Raw genomic sequence first — 21,165 nt, forward strand, 5'->3', positions numbered from 1 at the left:
CCTATTGGAATCTGTTTGATATTGCTAGCATTTCAATCGCTGTTCTTGCGGAATTTGCTGATGGCTGCATTATCCTGTGTTTTGCCAGAAAAAGTGCCCTCTAAGGTAGTATTTAGATCGCCGGCCATGATTGAGAAGTAGTTCTATTTCCTCTAAAGTAGGCACTATTGGAGCAAGCCAATCGATGGAATATGGAAATTCTCGCCTTTTTTGCCGGGATAGCCTTTGCTTATACAAAGTCTATCTATCCCCTGTTATTAATTGTTGCTGCCTTGTTTTTGAGAGCACATTGGTCGCTTGTCATTTGGTTTTTAACCGCTATTCTTTGGGTGCTTTTTCATCAATTCTGGATTGCTGATCGGGGAATGCCTGAGCAATTGGTTATTGCCAAGGCGATACTGCAGGGCAGGGTAACCTCTATTCCTGCCACTAGTCCGGGAAAGGCACAATTTCAATTTGCTGCAACCAGTTTGGATAACAAGCCTGTCCAAGTTACTTTGTTGTTATCCTGTTACCAGCGCTGCCCCATTTTTAAACTTGGACAAGTTTGGCAATTGCAGGCCAAATTGAGGAAACCAGCCAATTTAGGTAATCCCGGCAGCTTTGATTATGTGAGTTCTCTCGATGCACGCCATATCCACTGGACAGGTTATATCAAACTTAAACCATTGCCACCTGAGCTTCTAGAGCAAAGAACTCACCCGGAGCGTTTACTTACTCTACGTAATAATTTAGCGGATTCAATGGCGCAATTAATGCCTAAAGGCCATGTCTTGGGTATTTTACAAGCACTAACGTTGGGAATAACGTTTAATGTGGATAAGCAGCAATGGGATTTATTTCGCCGTACTGGAACGACGCATTTAATGGTTATTTCCGGTTCCCACATTGGTTTGGTGGCCGGTTTAACCTATTGGTTAATAAAATGGTTGTGGTCCCGAGCAAGCCGCCTTTGTCTTTATTGGCCGGCGATTCAGGTTGCGTCTATTGTTGCTTTTTGTATGGCGCTTGCTTACGCCTTGCTGGCAGGTTTTGCTGCGCCGACACAGCGTGCGCTGGTGGCCTGTTTTTTTCTTTTTTTACGTCATTTCCTAAGCCAACGTTTTACCGTCTGGCAAGCCTGGCGTTATGCCTTGCTTGCCGTGTTGTTATTTGAACCCCATGCTGTCTTAATGCCGGGATTTTATTTGTCATTTATAGCGGTGGCAATCTTAATTCTCGTTACCCAGCGTTTTCCCTTTAAGGGAGTCAAACAAGTTTTTTGTTTGCAATTAGCCTGTTTATTAGGTTTGATGCCGCTCACTTTGTATTGGTTTTCCTACGGCGCAGTCAACGGAATGGCAGCCAATTTATTAGCGATTCCCTGGATAGAGTTTGTTATTGTACCGCTTGCTTTGGTGACGATGCTCGTGACGCAATGGCTTGCTTTACCGGTCTTGGTGATGCCTGTTTATTGGGCAACAGAAGGATTGCTTTATTATTTACGATGGATTGATTCCTTTGCCTGGCTCAATCTGGATTTTTCTTTTACGCAATTGCTTTCGCCTTTGGCATTAATGGCAGCAATGGGCCTGTTACTGTTATTACCCCTTAGAACTATTCTTCCTGCTGCGCTTGTCCTCGGACTTGCGGGTCTTTTTCCTGCTTATCCGCGTGTGAAGGAAGGCGATGCATGGATTGATGTTTTGGATGTAGGCCAGGGTTTGGCTGTTGTAGTGAATACTGCCAGGCATACCCTTGTTTATGATACGGGTGTGAAATTTTATAAAGGGGGTGATATGGGAAAACTGGCGATTATTCCCTATCTCAATACTTTGGGAATCACCAAACTTGATAAAGTCATCATTAGCCACCCTGATTTAGATCATCGCGGTGGCTTGCCCTCTTTGCAGGCAAACTACCCAATCGGAGAACTGGTAGTGGACCAGGTCGCTTTTTATAAACAGGGGACTACTTGCCATCATTATCCAGCCTGGCAATGGGATGGGGTTTTCTTTCGTTTTTTTACAGTTGTGAAGGCTTTTAAAGACAAAAATAATACGTCCTGTGTTCTTCAGGTAAGCAATAAGAAGGGGAATGTTTTATTGACTGGCGATATTGAAAAAGCAGGCGAAGAGGATCTGCTTGGCACTTATGGCAAACAATTGCGCTCGACTGTTTTAGTCGTGCCGCATCATGGCAGTAAAACCTCTTCCTCAGCTGCTTTTATTCAACAGGTGTCCCCACAATACGCAATCATCTCAGCCGGTTTTGATAATCGCTACCATTTTCCCCATCAACAAACGATTAATACGTTACAGAAAAATAAGGTGAAAATTTATAATACGGCCGATTGTGGTATGGTAACGATCAAGCTAGATCAAGAGAGTAGTGGTATCAAGTTTTCCTGTTACAACAGAGGAGAACGTCAGTAAATGCCCTGTATTTATCCAATACTCGTTGACAACAAAATATACATACTATAGCATCATCCCAATTAATTTTATTCTTGGATTTTTACTCATGGTGCGCATAGCTATTTTTTTATTTTGTATTTTTTCTACGCTTGTAGTTAATGCGAGTACCACCTGTAAGTTCCATGAATGTGTAGCCGTCGTTGATGCAGGAAGTACCGGTTCACGTTTACATATTTATGCCTATGATGTTGATCAAACGAACTCTCCGATTAATATCAAGGAGTTATGGTCAAAAAAAATTAAGCCCGGTATTGCTACCATCGAGGCTAACCAGGCAACCATGGATGCTTATCTTACCACCTTGTTTAGTGGTGCTCCGGAAGAAAATTTAGAGGTTTATTTTTATGCCACGGCGGGTATGCGTCTACTGCCGCAACCCAAGCAACATCAAATGTACGTTTTGTTGAGACAATGGTTTAGTACACACCATGAATGGCAACTACGTAATTCCAGAACAATTACTGGCAGTGAAGAGGGGATCTTTGGCTGGCTGGCGGTGAACTACCAGTTGGGTGTGCTTAGCAATGCCGCTAAGGAAAAAGCAGTGGGTGTGATGGATATGGGTGGTGCTTCCGTGCAAATTATTTTCCCGGTGAAAACTGAGGAAGGGCTAAGCAAAAAAGATGTGCGTGAATTTAACCTTTATGGCCGTCATTTGATTTTATTTGTCCACAGCTTTCTAGGTTTGGGTCAAACTGAAGTGGCTCATCAATATCTCGATACGGCCTCTTGTTTTGCCGAGGATTATGAGTTGCCAAAAGGGATGCCTGCCGCTGGCGATGCCTACTCCTGCAAAGAAGCAGTGTCGCCTCTAATCACGGGGGTGCACCATGTTGACAGTATTGTACAGCCCACTATGCAGGCTAATCCAGTAGACCAGTGGTTTGTACTGGGTGGAACAGCCGAGCTTGCACAAAGTAAGCCCTTTACTTTTAAAAGGCAGCAATTCACTAACCAATCGTTGCTGAGTCAAGCGGATGCTGAGATTTGTCACCAGCGCTGGGGGAGTTTAAGCAATCAATACCCGGGAAATGATTTTCTCTATGGTTATTGTTTATTCCCTGCTTACTACTATGCGTTGATGGTAGACGGTTATGGGCTCCATCCACAAGAACCAGTCAATTTCCTGTCTGCCAATCAGAGCGGTGACTGGACGTTGGGTGTGGTTTTACACGAGCATAGTGCCTAATCCGTTTCTCCACAGGGTCTGTTGCCATTTCTATTCGTTAGGCCGAAAAGCTAGCGAATGGCAGTAGACCCCTGCCGTATATGGAAGCAGGAGAGACTAAAGACCATCTTGCTTCGCTAACTTCAGCAAGTATATACTTTCGCATGATTGCCGTTGTAGCTCAGTCGGTAGAGCACTTGATTCGTAATCAATAGGTCCGCGGTTCGATTCCGCGCAACGGCATTAGGTTTATCGAAAAAATAAAGCTCTGCGGGGCAATTATGGGGCAATTGGAATAAAAGATTGGATGTTACATTAAAACGCTTCTTACAAGCTGAAAAGTAAAAATTAAAATTACGGCTAGGGCCCAAGAAAATAATCCTATGTATTGAAAAAAATCCCAACTTATATTTGTTCGTAAAAACTTTATCGTGATAAAAAAATAATATTTAATGATGTTCATTTTTACAGTATAACCAGGAGGTCTAAAATTACCTTCATAATAGTTATTTCCAGTTTTAAGTATAAAAACACCATCAATATAGTATAAATCCTTGGAAGGATTAATTTCAGTATATAATTCCTTCAGATTTTCGTTGTGACTGCCTTTTCGTTCCATGTAGAGTCTTAAATTACGATGAAATGATAATTTAATCTTATTAAAAATTTTATTAGATTGAAAATCCTCTTTTAACCAAAAAATACAAAGAAAAATCCCTAGTACAAGCCCTATTTTAAAGCTTAAATCTATCTTGGAGGGGATTACAAAGCTTACTCCATAAACTCTTAGGGGAATATTAGTGCTTAGGAGAAGAATCGAGCTACTGAGAAGGAGAAGAGTTACCATAAATTTTTTCATGTAAATTTTTCCTTAACTAGTGATTCCGATCGAAAGAAAGAATGTATATTTATTTAGCACTTAACTTATTCCGAAATTAAGAGTAGTGGGTTACAGAGCCTACTTGCTAAAGAAAGTATTGCTGATTTCTTCTTCAGATGAACATTTAGGTTCCTCTGAGATTTTCCTGATGAAAAAAGAGAATTTGAATTTTAGTATTTTTAATTCATATCCTTTATTTTATCCTTAGATATCCTCTTTGCTTCAAGTAATATTGCTTCAACAGAGGTGCGATCATCGTAAAAATCTTCTAATATTCTTTGACAATAATTTCTTGTTAGTTCTACATCTTCTCTAAATATTTCTTTCCATTCATCATGCAGGATATCATTTCCCAGAACTCTGATCTCTTCATGAGCACGCTTTTTTCTAGACTCTGTGATAATGCCGTCTTGCGCAGCATCATTAATTTGCTCTTTCAAATTTTTCTTACCTATTTTATAACCATTATCTCTAAGAGTTTTATCTAAAACTGAGCGAAAAAGTCCTGCTGCAGCTCTATAGCAGCCATTCCCTAAACATTTTTCAGCTTCTCTAAATTCTGATTTGATGCCATCAGGGGTGCTTGGAGGTAATGCTAATAATTCATAGGTAATTGGGTAAAAACTAATTAAACTGCCTGAATTTCCGGGATATTTCTCACCTGAAAAACGAACGACACCTAATGCTCCTCGGTTGCAGCCAGCACATTTAAATAAACGATATGACATTGTCCAGCGATTATGATAGCTATCTTCAAATTTATTTTCGATAGCTCCAAATTCTTTATTTTCTGATTTCCATTCAAAAGTACTACTTCTACTCCCGCAGCCTGGACAACTTGCAATAATTGAGCCTTGTGATTTATTTAAAGTCTCCACTATATTCTCCGGGAGTAATTTAAAAACACTTATTTCTAATAAAATGATAGACCATCCATAACTATGGGTTTTTAGCACTTCTCTGAATATTTAATCGATTGCTTTTTCCTAAAAAGCCCCCTAAATGCCCCTTTTGACATATTAATTTTTAATTATAATTTAAAAATCATTTAGTTAATTTATAATTGCATGAGATTAATTATCAAGCGTAGCAAATGTTTTATCAAAGAGCTTGCTTAGCCAAGCATATAACGAAATTCAATTTCAGATTTGTCGCAGGGGTGGGAGGGGATAGCCGGGGTTTTAGGGACTGTAGAGTCATCCGGTAGTGCACAACTCTCTGAGTTTTTCTTTAGGTAGCTATCCAAGTAATCGCTTTGATGAGATCGCTATCTTTAAAATGTGTTAGAAAAATTAATGACAAGAAACTAACAATTTCAAGCTCAACCATACATCTTATCTCCAACAAGAACATTATTTTAACAGTGCCAATCGGTATTTTCCAATTTGGTGAAAACCAAGGGCTTGGTATGCGCATATAGCGGCATTATCATTGGTGAACAAAATGGCTCTTTTGACTTGTCGGTTAGCAGCTTGTTTTAGACAAAGATACACAGCAATTCTGGCAAAACCTTTATTTCTTAATGAAGGCGGGGTATAAACGGGGCCGATCTGTACAATATCAGGTAGATTGGCATTAAATCCACATAGGGAAACAGGCGTGTTATTTACAAATAAAACCCATCGATTTTGGCTAAGCTGCGTATCTTGAATTTCATCAATAATGGATTGTTCAAGTGTGGGATTACCAGCATCATCCCCGAGTGCTTCAATATGATAAGCGATAAGCCATTCTTTGATGATATCCATGTCGCAATCTTGTACTGGTTTGAGTGTGCAGCTATATGAATGAATTGCTTGAGGTATAATCATTTTCCCGAGATTAAGTAAGAATAATTTTTCCTGATAATTAATGGCAAATAGGGACAGGTCTAGGTTTAGCTTATCAATGACAAAACCGGCTTGGGTGTCTTCGCCAAGTATTCCGGCAATTGGTCTTGTTCTTTTGAGCTCAAATTTTTCTACTAACGCTGATAATGCAGAAAAATTTTCTGTTTGCATCATCACATTACCATTCCAATAATGAGCTAGAACACCATTAATTTTATTGTTTTCAAAGGAGCCGTAATATTCTCCGTGAAAGGGTGCATCTTGGTAGGAAATTCCCGAGTGGTATAAGTTGTTCCTAATGAACATAGTCGTTTCTTGGTAATGATTGAGATAGGATGACAATTCATTTCTATGCAATTCGTCCAGCTTTTTTATCACAATCATTTTTTACCTCGATATGAAGAGTGCTTTTAATGCATTTTTAGATATATGTTAAGATAGCAAGCGTAGCAAGCGTAGGTTGGGTCGAGACCCAACATTAGATCTAAAAGAGCAATGCCTAGGGTCAGATCTTGCTTTTTGCCAACTTCTAGTCAAAAGACAAATGTCAGGTTATTAGCCTTATTTAAAATTAAGCAGTGATTAATAAAACCATACTTTATTAATCACTATTGTGCTATATTTTGATTAATAAAATAGGAGGTTATTCATCATGAAATGGAATTGGCAGCTTGAGGATTGGCCTAATTTTACTTGGGACTCAGATAAATTAGTTGTGTATGAACGGTCTTTTACTGAGAGTGCTGGGATTATTATTGGTTCCTCACAACATATTTCTCAAGAAGGTAAGCAAAATTTATTTATCGATTTAATGTGTACTGATGCTTTAGATAGCTCTGAAATTGAAGGTGAGCATTTAAACAGAGATAACGTTCAATCCTCCATAAAAAAAGAGTTAGGGGTGTCTACAGAAGCTACTAGAGCTAGCATGGCAGAGCGTGGGATCGCTAAAATGATGGTTAATTTATATCAAACGATTCCTAGTCCGCTAACGCATCAGGTTCTATTTGAATGGCATCAATTTTTAATGGGTAATAGCCATCATTTAGAAAATATTGGTCAATATCGTAAGCATGAAGAAGCAATACAAATTGTTTCTGGGCCGGATTATGAGCGAAAAATACATTTTGAAGCGCCTCCCTCATCATCTGTTCCGGCCGAAATGGAGCAGTTTATTGATTGGTTTGAACGGAGTTCTCTCACTGGCTCAGCCTCTTTACCCACATTAACACGAGCAGGAATAGCCCATTTATGGTTTGAGAGTATCCATCCTTTTGAAGATGGAAATGGAAGAATAGGGCGAGCTATAGCAGAAAAAGCCTTATCGCAAGGATTTTCAAAACCAGTAATGACAGTATTGGCAAAAATATTATTAAAAAAGAGAAAGGAGTATTATCAGCAATTAGGTTTAGCAAGTAAAACGTTAGACTTAACATCCTGGTTAATATGGTTTGCTAACATCGCCTTAGAAGCGCAACAAAACACTTATTTGTATATTGATTTTATTATTAAGAAATCTGTAATTTTAAGGGAAGTGGCAGGGAAAATTAATTCAAGGCAGGAAAAGGTTTTATTAAGATTATTTCATGCTGGGCCTGAAGGATTTGCAGGTGGTTTAAGTGCTAAAAATTATATGAGCATAACAGGCGCGCCCATCGCGACAACAACCAGGGATCTAAATGACTTGGTTAAAAAAAATATTCTCAAACGAACTGGAGAACTTAAAGCGACTCGTTATTTTTTAAATCTCGAGAAGGCTTAAATGGAGTTCGACAGCGTTTTTATTGATAAATTTTTCAACGAAAAATGCTTTTTCTCCTCCAGAGGTAACACGAATCGTTGTAGCTATCCTTTTGTGAGTTGTCTGCCACACCAAGCAGGGCAGACTGTTGGTTTTGATAATCAGGAAACATCCTTACTTCAATCAGCCACCTAATCGGTTATATGATAAGTGAGTAGAGGTTTGTCAGTGAAGGTGGATTCTTGCCCTGTAGGTAATCTGATTAGGAAGTAAATTTTTTCTTTTCCAACGCATACCAAAATGCTCTGATTGCCTCTTCTACTTGATTATATGTGTTGGCGAGTTGCTGACTGTCCTGCGGTTTTAATTTTACTGCTTCATGAAAACGTGCCAGTGCCCTATTGAGTTGGGGTAGGGTAAGGTAATTGATGCCGCCTCGAACACGATGCAATTCTTTGCGAAGGGTTTCATCATCATGACTCGCATAAGCTTTTGCCAAGGTATCCAGACTCATTCTGAGATCAATCTCCAGCATTGATAATAATTCACGAAGAAGACTCTCATCCCCATTCATTTGATCAAGGCTTGCTTGCCAGTCGATTACGGCTGCTTTTTCCTCCTCACTGATTTGGATTTCATTCCCTAGGGAGGCGGACTCTGATTGTCTCTTTTTAAACACGTACTGTTGTAAAAGGCTTTCTAACTTCGATTGCTGTAATGGCTTGCTGCAAACTTCTTGCATACCGGCCTCCAATGATTCATTCACCTTTTGAGCATCATCGGCGTGTCCTGTGATTGCTACAATGGGTACTTGTAATGCGTTTTGATTATTCAATGCACGGATCTGTTTCGTAACTTCAATACCGTCAACGTCAGGTAATCCTATATCCATCAGAATTAAATCATAGTCGTTATTTTGAACCATTGAGAGTGCTTCCATGCCATTTTCTGCATGATCATGAGCGCACTGAAAGCGATTTAAGTAAGCTTGCAGGCTTTTAGCGGCAAGGGGATTATCTTCTACTACCAGGACAGAGGCCACAGCATCGACTTTTGTTATCTCCGCTGGCTTTACGGTACGGTCAAATGGCAAGGCTTGTACGGTAGAGATTGGTGGCTGACGAACCGGTATTTTTTCTCGATCAGAATGATCAGAGACAACCAGTGGAAGAGTAATAATAAAACAAGTTCCTTTACCTACTTCACTTTGGATATTAATTGTGGCATTCATCGCTTCGATGTAACGCTTCACGGTATATAGACCTAAACCTGCACCTTTGTATAATCCTTGATAAGCAGGAGTCAGGCGAGAAAAATGTTCAAATATTGTTTCAAATTTATCTTCTGGAATACCAATGCCACTGTCCTCTACCAATAGTTGTAAGGTCATCTTATCGCCCAAGCGATAAGATGAGGTCCTTTCATCAAGCGATTTCACGTTGATTTTGACAAAACCGTTGTTGGTAAATTTTAAAGCGTTAGATAAAAGATTAAGCAGGGTGCGGTCAAGGTAATTCCGTAATCCACTAAAATAGGTAGGGATAGATTCCTCTATATCAAAGGACAATTGTAATTTTTTATGAAAAGCGACCGGTTGTAAAAGATCAATGTTGTGTTTAACTAAATCACGAAGATTAAAGGACTCTACTTCTTCTGGCCGATGTCCTGATTCCAGGCGCATGGTTTCCAGAATTTCATTACAAAGTTCTAATAGTTGATCGGTTGCTCCTATTAGAAGCTGGGTATCCTCCTGTACGGTTTCAGTAATCTCTTTTAATAAAGAAAAAAAGGTTTTGGGGGTAGCTAAATTTTCCTCTTCTGGCGTTTGTTGTAAAAAGGAACGGGCATTGTCCGCTATATTAAACATCTCTTGTGACATCCCAATAATCCCACTTAACGGGGTGCGAATATCATGGCTCATATTGGCAATGAAATCAGATTTTGCCTGGTTGGCTGCTTCAGCTGCCCTTTTAGCTTGAAGTAAGTCTTCTTCCATTTTCTTACGTTCGGTAATATCAACGGAGATGCCAACCATCCCTACAATTTCACCCTTCGTATTATGCAAAGGGACTTTATTGGATAAATAAATTTCTTTAGTTCCATCAGGATAATGCAAAGGTTCTTCTGCAGTTAATGATACTCCTTTATCCATAACCGCTCTGTCTGCTTTCCTATAGTGGGATGCTGATTTATCATCATAAAGATCAGCATAAGTTTTCCCAACGATCTCGTGTCTTGATTTTAGATCTAACAATTTAGCCATATTGTTGTTACATCCAAGGTATACGCAATCCCTGTTGATCCAATAAACACTGACTGGCATCTCGGCAATAATATTTTCCATGTAATTATAAATATTTCTCACTTGCTCTAATGTGCTTTTGCTCTCATCAATTAAATGGCTAGACAAAAGTAGGTTTAGATTACTGATTTCTTGATGAGTAGAGTCCTCAAATTCTTTTTGAATGTTTAAAAGAGACTCGTTCTTTTGATCCTGGACGGTCCCAACCAGGATGAATTCATCCATCTCTGGAGGGTTCGCTAAACGCCACAGAACGGTTTTATCTCTGGTGTGGGAAACTAAATGTTGAGACTGTAGGGTGGTGTTTGGATCAAGATTGGGGCATAAAACTGAAAAGGGTTTACCTATCGTGGTGGCTTTTTTTATTTTTAATACCGTTTTTGCTTTAACATTGAGATCTAAAATAATGAGTTCCGATGATAGCAAGATGATGGGCTGGTCAACCAGGTTTATAAACGTCGATAATATCTCTGTGGTTTTAGGCATGAAATCAACCCGGTTTAATGTTCAACCAAGTAAATGGTAGGCCAGGGAAAAAATAAAAACAAATAAGCCTGAATCATTATGCCCGCGAGTTAATTCAAATATCTATTAAAATTCTAATAAATCACCTCCAATGACTTCATTTAATAGGGAAGGTTCAATATTTTTCTCACTTAAACTCTTGTTGAGTTTGCTGGCTAAGGTTTGGATGTTAGGCTCGTAAAACATACTTTCGTGATCTCCTGGAACGATGTGGAGTTCGATGGGCCGTTTCGAATAATTTTCCCACCAATTTAAAGGGGCATCATATTGAAACATCTCGGTCAGCTTTTCGGCTTTAAACAAGATTAATTGGCTATTAATAATAGGCAATTTGTATTGCGTTAACATTTTTTCCCTATGCCACTGCAGGTCTAGCAAAAATTTAGAATTATAGACATTATTTTCTACATACTTTTTTAAGAGTCTCGAATTTTGTTCCTTCATGATGTCTTGGAAATAAAGCTCATTACTTTGAAGTGTGGGATAAAATGCCCAGCCATCGAGTGAGATAATGGCACTAACAGTTTCCCCTTTCTCCTCTAACTGTCTCGCCATTTCAATCGCGACAGTACTGCCAAATGATGAGCCGCCAAGCAAATAAGGGCCATAAGGATAAATAGCCTGAAGTGAATCGATGTAGGCGCTAGCCATCTCTTCCAGGGTATCAAAAATGAATTCGTTTTTATCAATGCCTGGGTCTTGTATCCCGTATAAGGGCCTTTCTTTGTCTAAATATTTAGCAAGAAGTTTGTACCAAAATACACTGCCGCCAATAGGGTGAACTAAAATGAGAGGTGTTTTATCCCCGGTTTCTTTGAGGGCAATAAAATTTTCAGATGGATTATAGAGAGTTAATCGTTCATCCGCTGTACGAGTCTCCATTTCAATTTCTTTCGCCAAAGAGTGTATCGTTGAGAACTCAAAAAAATTTCTAAGGCTTAAACACACTGAAAATTGCTCCTGAATTAGCGAAATGATATTCATAGCGGAAAGTGAGTTACCTCCCAGCTCAAAAAAATCATCATGAATTCCAAGATGGTCAATTTTTAACACAGAGCACCAGATTTTTTTTAATTGCAATTCAATATCATTATTTGGCTCTGCGTAATCATTGCTGGAAGTCAATTGTTTACAGGGTGCGGGTAAATTCTTTCTATCTACTTTTCCGCTTGGGGTTATTAAAAATTTGTCTACAACAAAGAATCGGGAAGGGATCATGTAGTCAGGAATCATTGCTTTCAGGGTGGAGCGAATATCTGTAGCAGATAGTTGAGCGTTTTGATCCAGTACAACGTAGGCTGATAACGATATTGAATTATCAGAGCCAGGTTCTGGTATGACAATGCATTGACGAATGGAAGGAATTTTTTCCAAATGGGATTCAATTTCATTCACTTCTATCCTAAATCCGCGAATTTTGACCTGACTATCACGTCGACCAATATATTCTATAATTCCGTCAGATTGCCATTTGACTAGATCACCGGTTTTATACAACCTGTCATTCTTTTTGTTGCTGAACGGATTAGCTATGAATTTTTGCTGTGTAAATTCTTGATTATTTAAATACCCGCGCGCTAAACCCTCCCCGGCGATGTAGAGCTCACCTGTCATTCCAATTGGCACAGGCTGCAGTTTGTCATCCAAAATATAGGCTTTTGTATTAGAGATGGGTTTACCGATTCGACTTGCATCGCTTTCTGCATCCCCTGGGGTACAGGTCAGTGTTATTGCGTCAATAGTCGTTTCAGTTGGGCCATAGAGATTATGCAGTTTTGCTCCAGAGGCGTTATTTTTAAAAAAAGCACCGATTGTTTCTGGCAAAAGCGCTTCACCACCACAAAAGACCTGTTTAAGTGAATGACAGCTATCAAAACCTGGTGTAGACACTAATTCTTTCAACATGGAAGGGACAAGCTGTAAAACACTCACCTGATTGTCTTTGACTAAATTAGTCATTTGGATGGGACTGGCATGAGCATCTGCTGGCGCTATTACGAGTTTACCTCCTATGAAGAGAGGCATAAAAAATTCCCAAACGGAGGCGTCAAATGAGAAGGGAGTCTTCTGTAGAAAGACATCCGTATTGCTAAAGGAATATTCTTTTTGCATCCAAACCATGTGATTACAAATAGCACGATGGGAAATCGCTACGCCTTTTGGTTTACCAGTTGTTCCTGATGTGTAAATAACATAAGCTAAATTTGAAAACTTGCTGACATGTTGTAGATTTTCATCCGGTAAATTTTTTAAATCCAGGACGGAATTTATGTTAATAATTTGGCCTGTGTATCGATGAGGTCTTTTCTTTATTGATTGTTGATCCACGATTAATAGGTTTGCTTTACTATCATTCAGCATATAGGAAATGCGTTCATCAGGATAATTGGGGTCTAAGGGAAGGTATGCCCCTCCTGATTTTAAGATTCCCAAAATACCAACAACCATTTCTATGCTGCGATCTAAACAAATCCCTATCAAATGATCCTTCCGCACGCCCTGGCTTCTCAAGTAGCAAGCTAATTGATTCGCTTTTTGATTGAGCTCGAGATAACTAATTTCTGTACCTTGAAAAACAGCAGCGATTGAATCGGGCGTTTTAGTAACTTGTTCTTCAAAGTACTGATGTAGCAGTTTTTTATAGTTATATTTAAACCCTGTATTATTCCAGGCATGCAGCACATTATTTCTTTCTTTTTTACCCATTATTGAAAGAAGGAAAATAGTTTTATCAGGATTATCAACTAAATCTTCCAGTAGTGTTAAAAAATGTCCATTCATATTTTCAAATAATGCATAAGAGCCAGGCGGTGAGTTGTCATTGACATTGCTATGAAAATGGAACCAGTCGTGATTTGCTGAGATAAAAATAGTTAATTTTTTATTCGTCTTGCAGGGGGGGGGATTGTTTGCATCGATGAACCTGATACTGGCGTCAATTTGACTGGAAGACTTTTTTAATTGTGGGTAGCGAATAAAAATATCTTTGGTGTAGGTGCTCTTTTGCAACAGCTTTGTTTTTTCGATTGAGACCAATGTTAATACGTCCTTGAATGCCATAGTACTATCAAACCTGGTTGACAATGGGAGATGGTCTGATAAAAAATTATTCAGGAATAAAGGTTTCGATTGTAATTCCAGTGGGCTCAATTCTACGGATAAATTTCTATAATTGTTTAGCCGGTATAAATAAATTAAGGTAGCTGTTAACAAGATGTTCTCTAAAGAATGACCATCACTCGATAGTTTCTTTAGTTTCTTTAGCAAGGTATTGGGAATTCTGGTTTTCATCTCGCCAAATACGGCAACTGATTCCCTGGGGCTCGGTAGTTTAGACAAAAATGAAATCTCTTCATGGGCGCATTTTAAAAACTCATTAACCCAGAATTTTTCTACTTTAGGGTTTTGGGCAGGGCACGTTGATAATTTTTTGAGCAATCCGGCATCAATTGGGTCAAGCTTTGTATGGATAGTGATATTCAATAAATGAACCAATGTTGGAATATCGTAATTTTCTCCATCAAGATCAGTAAGCTCTAAAATGGCAATATCGAAGGTTGCGGTAGCTACTTGAATGTAACTCTTTGAAAGATTAACAATTGTTCCTGGCTCCATGCCTGAGATTGCATTTAATTTTTTTAACGCTTTTACGACAAAAATTTTTCCATTCATTATAATTTTGGGAACGACTAATTGATTTAAATAGTTTCCCATGGAGAGAGCCCTACACAATCGATCGATATCATCAGCGGATTTTTCCCAAGCGATAAACCCCAAATTAGCGGGCTTATCTTTCAGGCCGTAGTAGGAGCGGCATGATAAATTTTGTTTGACTGGTTTAGTGGTGTTAGTAGCAAGCTCATCAACAAGTTCACGAAATGAGTGGATAGCCTTTTCGTAACATTTTAGATTTAAACTAAGTGCTGTATCAAAATCATCTATGGGAATGACGGGTTGTTTCAGGATATTACCGGCATCAATCCTTTCATCCATAATGTGCCAACTAATCGCATGTTGCGTTTCGCCATTAAGAATCGCCCAGGTGGTTGCATACAAACCAGCATATTTGGGTAATGGAGAATTGTGATAATTTATAGCGTAATAACGCGGAAGCGCCAGAATTTCTTTGGAAAGGATTTCCCCATTGACTATGCTAAAGAGGAAATCAAATTTCCCACCCAGGTGTTTTTTTTCAAATTGCCTAACGCTCTCGATATAAGGAATAAAATTAGCAGTACACCATTTTTCGATTTTTTCTGACGGAGATATCAAACCAAGCAATTCATGGCCGCTAGCCAAGATAATATTTGCACATTCTAATGTCATATTATCGTCACCAATAATGTAACAGCTAAAGGTTTTTTTTGCGCTCATACATATGCTCAATAGATAATTTGAAAATTAATATGCAAATCAAAACTCAAGTGGAAAACCAATTCATCTGAATGAAAAGCTACTCACCAGAACTAGTCGAGTGCGACGGTGATATGATGGCTCAGATGAGCTACATTAGCAGGTAGTATTTTATCATAAAATTGTTGTTAAACTAATCAATGACAATAAATTTGATTCAAAGTAGCTGGGATATGTTTTTGAAATCAATACGCTACGAAAATTTTTTAATGCTAGAGAGGGTAGGACTAAATTTTCCTTAACACGTCCTAAAGCCATCTCCGAAAATTTAAAAATCGTCGAGTCAAGACTGTTTTTTTATTATTTATTTGTTTATGATGCCCCACCGAGGGCTTATTTTTTACGTCCTTACCTATTTGTGGATAATTCTTTACTCGCCTCGTCCATTTTTTATAATAAAACATCTAATTCTCATACGCCCCCCTTATTTTAAAAGGTTTTTGCCATTTTTTCTTTCATTATTGATTTTTACGTTATCCACAAAAACTGTGGATAAAAATGTGTATAGAGTGGTAAATCTCAATGAACTAAAGCAGTTGAGTAGGTGCTCAACAACTTAACATGGTTGATCATCCGCGAAACGCATAGATAGTTACGTACAGTGGCTACTGATGCTTATTGCTCCTGATTTGCGCTTTAAAATTAAGGCGGGCATACAGGAATTTTATTTTTTAACAGGAATTTAAACAAATCTTTAGAGAAGGAACTTAAAATGAACAATAGAAGGCTACTGGCATTGGGTTTAAGTATGTCGCTTGCAACCCAGGCTTGCCCTTTAATCTATGCCAAGCAGATTTATCCGGCAGAAGTTTTGGGAAGAGATCTGAACTTACCTGGACTTGGTTGGATAGGTCATGTTGGTATTTCAACAACGTATAGGATGTCTCCTGAAGGTATGGGAAAAAATGCCGACCAGGTAATAGAGGTACTCAATGAAAATCCAGTAGGGCAAATTAATTCAATAAGCAATTTTAAAGCCCGCTCAAAATATTGGGGAAGTAAATTTGGACTTGCTGATAGAGGTATGATTGGTTATCGAGTGCTTGTCGAAGCAAATCATCAACGTTGGTGGTGCCCTAAATATACCTCTGATACCTACTATCATATTGGCTCAGGGGTTCCAACGACTGGTCAAGTCATAGAGTGTGGTACTTGGCGCTGTGATACTTATGCCTGGTGGGCATTTTATAGCCAAGGCATCGATACAATGCCGGGACGCGTTTGGTTACCAATAAAGGTGTTTCATGCATTTCCTTATTATAATGACGAACGGAAAATAGACCTTCCTCTAAATAATTTAGATAATAATGTAAATAAAACCTTAGAGAATGTCACATCCGAAGAACTTAATGCAATGCCATATGAGGAATTCCAAATGATCATGGATGCACCATCAGTACACTATGTAACGTCACCCTCCACCATTCAAATGCAATTTGCTTACGATTCAAACCTAAATGACGTTAAACGCGGAATTATGATAGATAGGCTCATTGCTGAAGATACCGAGCCCGATTTGGTCAAAAAATTGTTAAAATTATACAGTGAGTCAGACAGCATCGAAGTAAAAAACAAAATTGTTCAAGGTTTAATGCTTTATAATCAGAGGCATCGAAATGTTAAATCCTATATCAATAATGAGCAGCCCCTGCTAAAAGTTTTTTTTACTGAGCTTTTAAATTCCAAATCGTTAACCCCTAAGATGGCTGATGATGGTGTTAGAGGTTTTATCGATACCCATTCCCCTGATGAAGTAATGGCTAATCTTGATAAAATTAATAAATGGCTGCGCGAGGTGGATCATTATTCGTCGATTATGCTGAAGTATACTTTGGTTCATAAGTCCAAATCATTACAACGAATCTATATGAAATCGATAGTGAAAGAGCTTCGTGAGGCGAATAACTCGGATTTAGACAGTTATTTATTTGGTCCATTATCGATTGGGTATAAAGGCACCGGAAAAAACCTGCTTGAACCAGAATCCAAGCAAATGGTCATAGACTATTTGCACGAGGTTCGTCATAAGTACAGTCCCCAAGGCATTCAGGCTAACCCAAACGATTCTCATCGTATAACCACCGCACCGTATTATTTTGAGTTAAAGAAGAACATGGGAATTTAACCCCCGAGGCGCCAGACAATACTCTGGCACTCCAGTTCGGTCAAAAATTACGTACGTGGCTAATAGAGCTTGCCAACAAGCGTAGCCTGGTTGCTTGCAACCAGGATTGCTGGGAAAATTATGATTGTACAACTATTTGACGGGATCGTTCAGGCCCTGACCCCCATAGTTCCAAGGTACAACTTTAGGTTTTTCTCGTTAAAATCCCCTCGCTGCTAACCCTGTTTCTTCCTCGGTTTTGCCCTTAACCAAAGTAATAGCCGAACGAGTTAGCAGAGTTAATGTATCAAAAATAGAACTTAAAAGAAGAAAAGTTGGTAAAGCTAAACTTGTTTTTAACAATTGACCCGAGCACTCCAAGGAATCAGCTGAACAGTCCGATTTAGACATTGAAAGTTCAACGACAGATTTGACCGCATAAATTGCAGACAATGCAGCAAATCCAGTGAAAACCATAGCGGAAATAGCTAAATTAAGTATGAAAACATTATCAGAAACAAATCCTTATCTACAGGATAAGGAACAAGCTAAGCGCTTAAATGCTCGTTCTACAAGAACTTCTTGTGGGGTGGAAGGCATTAAAGCGAAAGATAAAGGTTTGACTCTGAAAATCGACCATTCTCGTTCAAGTGCTGTTTTAGAAGAAATGAAAAAAAGGCTGCATAAAAGCTAACTAGCTCTTAGTATCTCCACGAACACTTCTTTAATTGGTTCGTAATTTCCCATTACCCCATAATGTATTGCTTGAATATATTTGTTATAGCCCTCTGTATTAGTGGTTTTATCAATGGGCTCAAAATTCAATTGTGGTAATCCAGCCTGCATTGCCATTATATTCGCCAGTAACCTTGAAACTCTTCCATTTCCATCTCTAAACGGGTGGATAATAATTAATTCAACATGAACAACACCCAACGCGTTAGCAAGTTCATCATACATTTTAAAAAATAATCGGTAATCATTTGCATGGCATATGGGATCAGGACTTGACCCTGACTTCCATTACGTTTTTTCGACTCATACTCCCAAGACAACATCGCGCAGCGAAGGCATCATAGGGTTGTTAAAAAAAGTAATAGCGTGATAAATTGAATTTTTCTAATAACAGGGAAGGTCAAGGATGAGATATCTGCACGTTGGATTAGGTATTTTAACGGCGGCAACAGGGATGGCGCATGCTTCGCTGCAATCCACTATGGCCCAACCCACAACCTGTATTACTTCTCAATTCAGTGCTACTGGGAGTCAATACTGGAAGTCAATTGTTTTAAAGTTGACGAATAATTGCAATCAGGCCGTCGATTTTCAAAATACAACGATATCGTTTCAGACAACCGACGCATTAAATACGTCCTTTTGGGGTGATTTTTCACCGTTGTCTTACCCTGACAATGCATTAAATATTACTTCACAACAACAGCCTGACAATCGGTTTTTAGCAACCTTTAACCTGCATTTCCCGAGTTTCTCTGGTGCCAATAGCCTCTTACCCATCGGCAGCTCTATTTCAATTAAATATGGGGCAACTACCGATAGCCATATAGAAGGGACTACCAAAGTTTATCTTAGCACGGGAGTAGAAACAGGCAGTATTCAAGTCACTAATTCCTCAGCAAAGCCAACGAATGTTTCGCAAAATTATGCAATGGTTCATTTGACAATGAATGGTCAATCGGTCGGCGATATCCAGTTACCTTGGCAAAGTTCAAAAACGTTATCGGGTCTTGCTGCCGGTAATTATAAAATTTCAGCCGATACAGTCACCGACAGCGCTGGCAATAATTATGTCGGCCAGGCCAATCCCAGCAGTGTTAATTTAGTTGCCAATCAGACAGTGAGCTCAATCATTAGTTATGCACAGCGGCAGCAACAGGGGAAATTACGCATCAATTTGCAAAATTTGCCTAATGAGATAGCCGGTTACAGTGGCAATCCATCTGTCTTAATTACCCAGGGCACCTCAGGGAACTCGCAAACCCAATCATTAACCTGGGGCAATGCGACAACCGTCTCTCAACTGGCTGAGGGTTCAACTTACCAATTCGCCACATCGACCATTAATTACAATGGTTACAACTGTTTGCCAACCTTTACTCCGACCTCTTTAGAGGCCAACGCGACCAACGTCCCGGTTACTAATTTAACCTATCAATGTATTCAGGTAGCACAAGATTCTGTGCGATTAGAGGTTAATGGCGCACCGACTTCTTTATCTGCGTTAAAAATTACTTTAACACCCAATAACGGTTCACAATCTGTCGAACAAATTGTCGATTTAACGAATGGCAGTGGCTCAGCGTCTGTCTCTTTAACCGATGGCGTTATCTATACTGTTTCAAGTGATACGGTATCTGGTTACGCGGTACGATTTTCCCCTCAGCCTTTAACAGCCACTCCAGATGCCGTTGAAATAATTACCTTAACTCAAGAAGTTGCTTCGGGTGGACGTATTATTGGTTATATCCCTGGCTGGAAAACCCCGCCTACCGCTCAGGCATTAGCCAATGCGGGATATACCCATGTCATGATTGCCTTTGGAGTATTCAGTACAAGTACACCTGGAGTCATCACGCCGGCTTTCGATACCGTTACGGAAGACTATATCCAGTCGCTTCATGGCGTTGGAATTAAAGTTCTTCTTTCTTTAGGCGGTGCTTTAACAAGCCTCCCTAATACAAGTGTTGATTTTCATCAAGTATTAACTGCCGCTGCTTCACCAGAAGGCTTTAAACAAACCTTTATTAATTCGTTAAATGGCTTAATCACGCAATATCATTTTGATGGTTTTGACATCGATATTGAGCACGGCATTAATGGTGGTGGGACTTTTTCTCAACCACAAGGGGATATTGCTGTACTCGCTAGTATTATCAATACGATGCACAATCAAAATCCTTCGCTCCTGATTACCTTAACACCGCAGGTTGCTAATGTCGCAGCCACAAGGGGGTTTGATCAGACCTGGGGCAATTATGCTTCGTTAGTGATGCAAACTCATGCCTCGCTGGCCTGGGTTGGGATTCAGCTTTACAATACAGGCTGTGCATTTGGTATAGATCTCATATGCTACGGTCCCACGCCTACCAATACCCCTGATTTCTCTGTCGCGATGGCTACTGATTTACTGGCAAATTGGCCTGCTAGGGTGAATGGACAAAATACAGGCTTTCAGCCTTACATTAGCCACTTACAACCGTCACAAGTTGTCATTGGTTATCCTTCTTCTAACGCAAGTGGACAAAGTGACGGCTCGCCTGTAATGCCGACCGCCACGATTAAGCGTGCAATTCAATGCCTTAAAACAGCGGTTGCTGGTAATACAAGCTGCGGCAGTTATATTCCACCGCAAGCCTATGGCAATATTGGCGGTGTCTTTAATTGGGAAGTCACTTATGATCAAAATAACAGTTTCAAATTTGCGACGGAACTAAAAAACTGTGTCATTAATGGGGTTTGCAATTAATCCCGGGTTGCGCGCCGTTTGAAAGAGGGGCGTGTAAACGAAGTCAGGGCTTGAATTTTGTATTCAACAATCAAAATTCAAGCCCTGATCCCATAGGTACTCCATAGTAAGAAAATTCAGAGAATAGCACTCAGAGTAATGGCAGGAATAGAAACGCAGTTGTTAATTGAAACGCTTTGTAGAGGAGCTAATTTGCTCCTTTAGTGTCTGCTGAATTCTAAAAATTCATTGCAAGACACTAAAGAATCAAATAGTATAAAAAG

13 protein-coding genes and 1 tRNA gene are annotated in these 21,165 nt (G+C 39.3%); 7 read left to right on the forward strand and 7 right to left on the reverse strand.

The features are described from left to right. Positions 1-191: 191 nt before the first annotated feature. The 3 genes from Lfee_RS01940 to Lfee_RS01950 all read left to right on the forward strand — a co-directional run bounded on the left by Lfee_RS01940 (position 192) and on the right by Lfee_RS01950 (position 3,867). A complete protein-coding gene (locus Lfee_RS01940; RefSeq protein WP_064088340.1) occupies positions 192-2,414 on the forward strand; it encodes a DNA internalization-related competence protein ComEC/Rec2 in 2,223 nt (740 codons plus the stop codon). 88 nt (positions 2,415-2,502) lie between these two features. Then, positions 2,503-3,645: an acetate and sugar kinases/Hsc70/actin family protein gene (locus Lfee_RS01945; RefSeq protein WP_058443605.1), complete on the forward strand. Its 1,143-nt coding sequence runs from the start codon at positions 2,503-2,505 to the stop codon at positions 3,643-3,645. A gap of 149 nt (positions 3,646-3,794) precedes the next feature. Beyond that, positions 3,795-3,867, forward strand: a tRNA-Thr gene (locus tag Lfee_RS01950). A gap of 67 nt (positions 3,868-3,934) precedes the next feature. Here the strand turns inward: Lfee_RS01950 and Lfee_RS01955 are convergent. The 3 genes from Lfee_RS01955 to Lfee_RS01965 all read right to left on the reverse strand — a co-directional run bounded on the left by Lfee_RS01955 (position 3,935) and on the right by Lfee_RS01965 (position 6,717). Next, on the reverse strand, positions 3,935-4,483 hold the full coding sequence (locus Lfee_RS01955; RefSeq protein WP_058443606.1) for a hypothetical protein: 549 nt from the start codon (positions 4,481-4,483) through the stop codon (positions 3,935-3,937). Between the two features lie 200 nt (positions 4,484-4,683). Beyond that, positions 4,684-5,382: a DUF4145 domain-containing protein gene (locus Lfee_RS16590; RefSeq protein WP_175055121.1), complete on the reverse strand. Its 699-nt coding sequence runs from the start codon at positions 5,380-5,382 to the stop codon at positions 4,684-4,686. Positions 5,383-5,856: 474 nt separating this feature from the next. Then, complete coding sequence (locus Lfee_RS01965) at positions 5,857-6,717, reverse strand: GNAT family N-acetyltransferase (protein WP_058443607.1); 861 nt, start codon at positions 6,715-6,717, stop codon at positions 5,857-5,859. 268 nt (positions 6,718-6,985) lie between these two features. On the opposite strand from Lfee_RS01965, the gene Lfee_RS01970 reads away from it, so the two are divergent. Next, positions 6,986-8,095, forward strand: a complete 1,110-nt coding sequence (locus Lfee_RS01970) for a Fic family protein (protein ID WP_058443608.1) — start codon at positions 6,986-6,988, stop codon at positions 8,093-8,095. Positions 8,096-8,336: 241 nt separating this feature from the next. Here Lfee_RS01970 and Lfee_RS01975 read toward each other — a convergent pair whose 3' ends face one another. Together Lfee_RS01975 and Lfee_RS01980 are read right to left on the reverse strand one after the other, a co-directional pair. Continuing rightward, complete coding sequence (locus Lfee_RS01975; RefSeq protein WP_058443609.1) at positions 8,337-10,862, reverse strand: response regulator; 2,526 nt, start codon at positions 10,860-10,862, stop codon at positions 8,337-8,339. 105 nt (positions 10,863-10,967) lie between these two features. Beyond that, a complete protein-coding gene (locus Lfee_RS01980) occupies positions 10,968-15,275 on the reverse strand; it encodes an amino acid adenylation domain-containing protein (RefSeq protein WP_058443610.1) in 4,308 nt (1,435 codons plus the stop codon). 751 nt (positions 15,276-16,026) lie between these two features. Here Lfee_RS01980 and Lfee_RS01985 point away from each other — a divergent pair. Beyond that, positions 16,027-17,439 (forward strand): hypothetical protein, encoded by a 1,413-nt coding sequence (locus Lfee_RS01985; protein WP_058443611.1) that lies wholly within the window; start codon positions 16,027-16,029, stop codon positions 17,437-17,439. 198 nt (positions 17,440-17,637) lie between these two features. On the opposite strand, the gene Lfee_RS01990 is transcribed toward Lfee_RS01985, so the two are convergent. Beyond that, positions 17,638-17,829, reverse strand: coding sequence for a hypothetical protein (locus tag Lfee_RS01990; protein ID WP_131753180.1), 192 nt, complete (start codon positions 17,827-17,829; stop codon positions 17,638-17,640). Between the two features lie 55 nt (positions 17,830-17,884). Between Lfee_RS01990 and Lfee_RS01995 the strand changes: the two genes are divergently transcribed. Beyond that, positions 17,885-18,112, forward strand: a complete 228-nt coding sequence (locus Lfee_RS01995) for a hypothetical protein (RefSeq protein ID WP_058443613.1) — start codon at positions 17,885-17,887, stop codon at positions 18,110-18,112. On the opposite strand, the gene Lfee_RS02000 is transcribed toward Lfee_RS01995, so the two are convergent. After that, positions 18,109-18,378 carry a Fic family protein gene (locus tag Lfee_RS02000; protein ID WP_058443614.1) on the reverse strand — a complete coding sequence of 90 codons (270 nt, stop codon included), beginning with the start codon at positions 18,376-18,378 and terminating at the stop codon, positions 18,109-18,111. The two genes, Lfee_RS01995 and Lfee_RS02000, sit on opposite strands and share 4 nt — an antisense overlap. Before the next feature lie 181 nt (positions 18,379-18,559). Between Lfee_RS02000 and Lfee_RS02005 the strand changes: the two genes are divergently transcribed. Further along, positions 18,560-20,902: a glycosyl hydrolase family 18 protein gene (locus Lfee_RS02005; RefSeq protein ID WP_058443615.1), complete on the forward strand. Its 2,343-nt coding sequence runs from the start codon at positions 18,560-18,562 to the stop codon at positions 20,900-20,902. Positions 20,903-21,165: the final 263 nt, after the last annotated feature.

The sequence above is a fragment of the Legionella feeleii genome, assembly GCF_001467625.1.
GTDB classification, from domain to species: domain Bacteria; phylum Pseudomonadota; class Gammaproteobacteria; order Legionellales; family Legionellaceae; genus Tatlockia; species Tatlockia feeleii.

What these genes read in the sequence shown, in the direction of transcription:
- Lfee_RS01940 (WP_064088340.1), top strand. Translation starts at nt 192, where the DNA reads ATGGAAATTCTCGCCTTTTTTGCCGGGATAGCCTTTGCTTATACAAAG.
- Lfee_RS01945 (WP_058443605.1), top strand. Translation starts at nt 2,503, where the DNA reads ATGGTGCGCATAGCTATTTTTTTATTTTGTATTTTTTCTACGCTTGTA.
- Lfee_RS01955 (WP_058443606.1), bottom strand. Translation starts at nt 4,483, where the DNA reads ATGAAAAAATTTATGGTAACTCTTCTCCTTCTCAGTAGCTCGATTCTT.
- Lfee_RS01965 (WP_058443607.1), bottom strand. Translation starts at nt 6,717, where the DNA reads ATGATTGTGATAAAAAAGCTGGACGAATTGCATAGAAATGAATTGTCA.
- Lfee_RS01970 (WP_058443608.1), top strand. Translation starts at nt 6,986, where the DNA reads ATGAAATGGAATTGGCAGCTTGAGGATTGGCCTAATTTTACTTGGGAC.
- Lfee_RS01975 (WP_058443609.1), bottom strand. Translation starts at nt 10,862, where the DNA reads ATGCCTAAAACCACAGAGATATTATCGACGTTTATAAACCTGGTTGAC.
- Lfee_RS01980 (WP_058443610.1), bottom strand. Translation starts at nt 15,275, where the DNA reads ATGAGCGCAAAAAAAACCTTTAGCTGTTACATTATTGGTGACGATAAT.
- Lfee_RS01985 (WP_058443611.1), top strand. Translation starts at nt 16,027, where the DNA reads ATGAACAATAGAAGGCTACTGGCATTGGGTTTAAGTATGTCGCTTGCA.
- Lfee_RS01990 (WP_131753180.1), bottom strand. Translation starts at nt 17,829, where the DNA reads ATGTCTAAATCGGACTGTTCAGCTGATTCCTTGGAGTGCTCGGGTCAA.
- Lfee_RS02000 (WP_058443614.1), bottom strand. Translation starts at nt 18,378, where the DNA reads ATGTATGATGAACTTGCTAACGCGTTGGGTGTTGTTCATGTTGAATTA.
- Lfee_RS02005 (WP_058443615.1), top strand. Translation starts at nt 18,560, where the DNA reads ATGAGATATCTGCACGTTGGATTAGGTATTTTAACGGCGGCAACAGGG.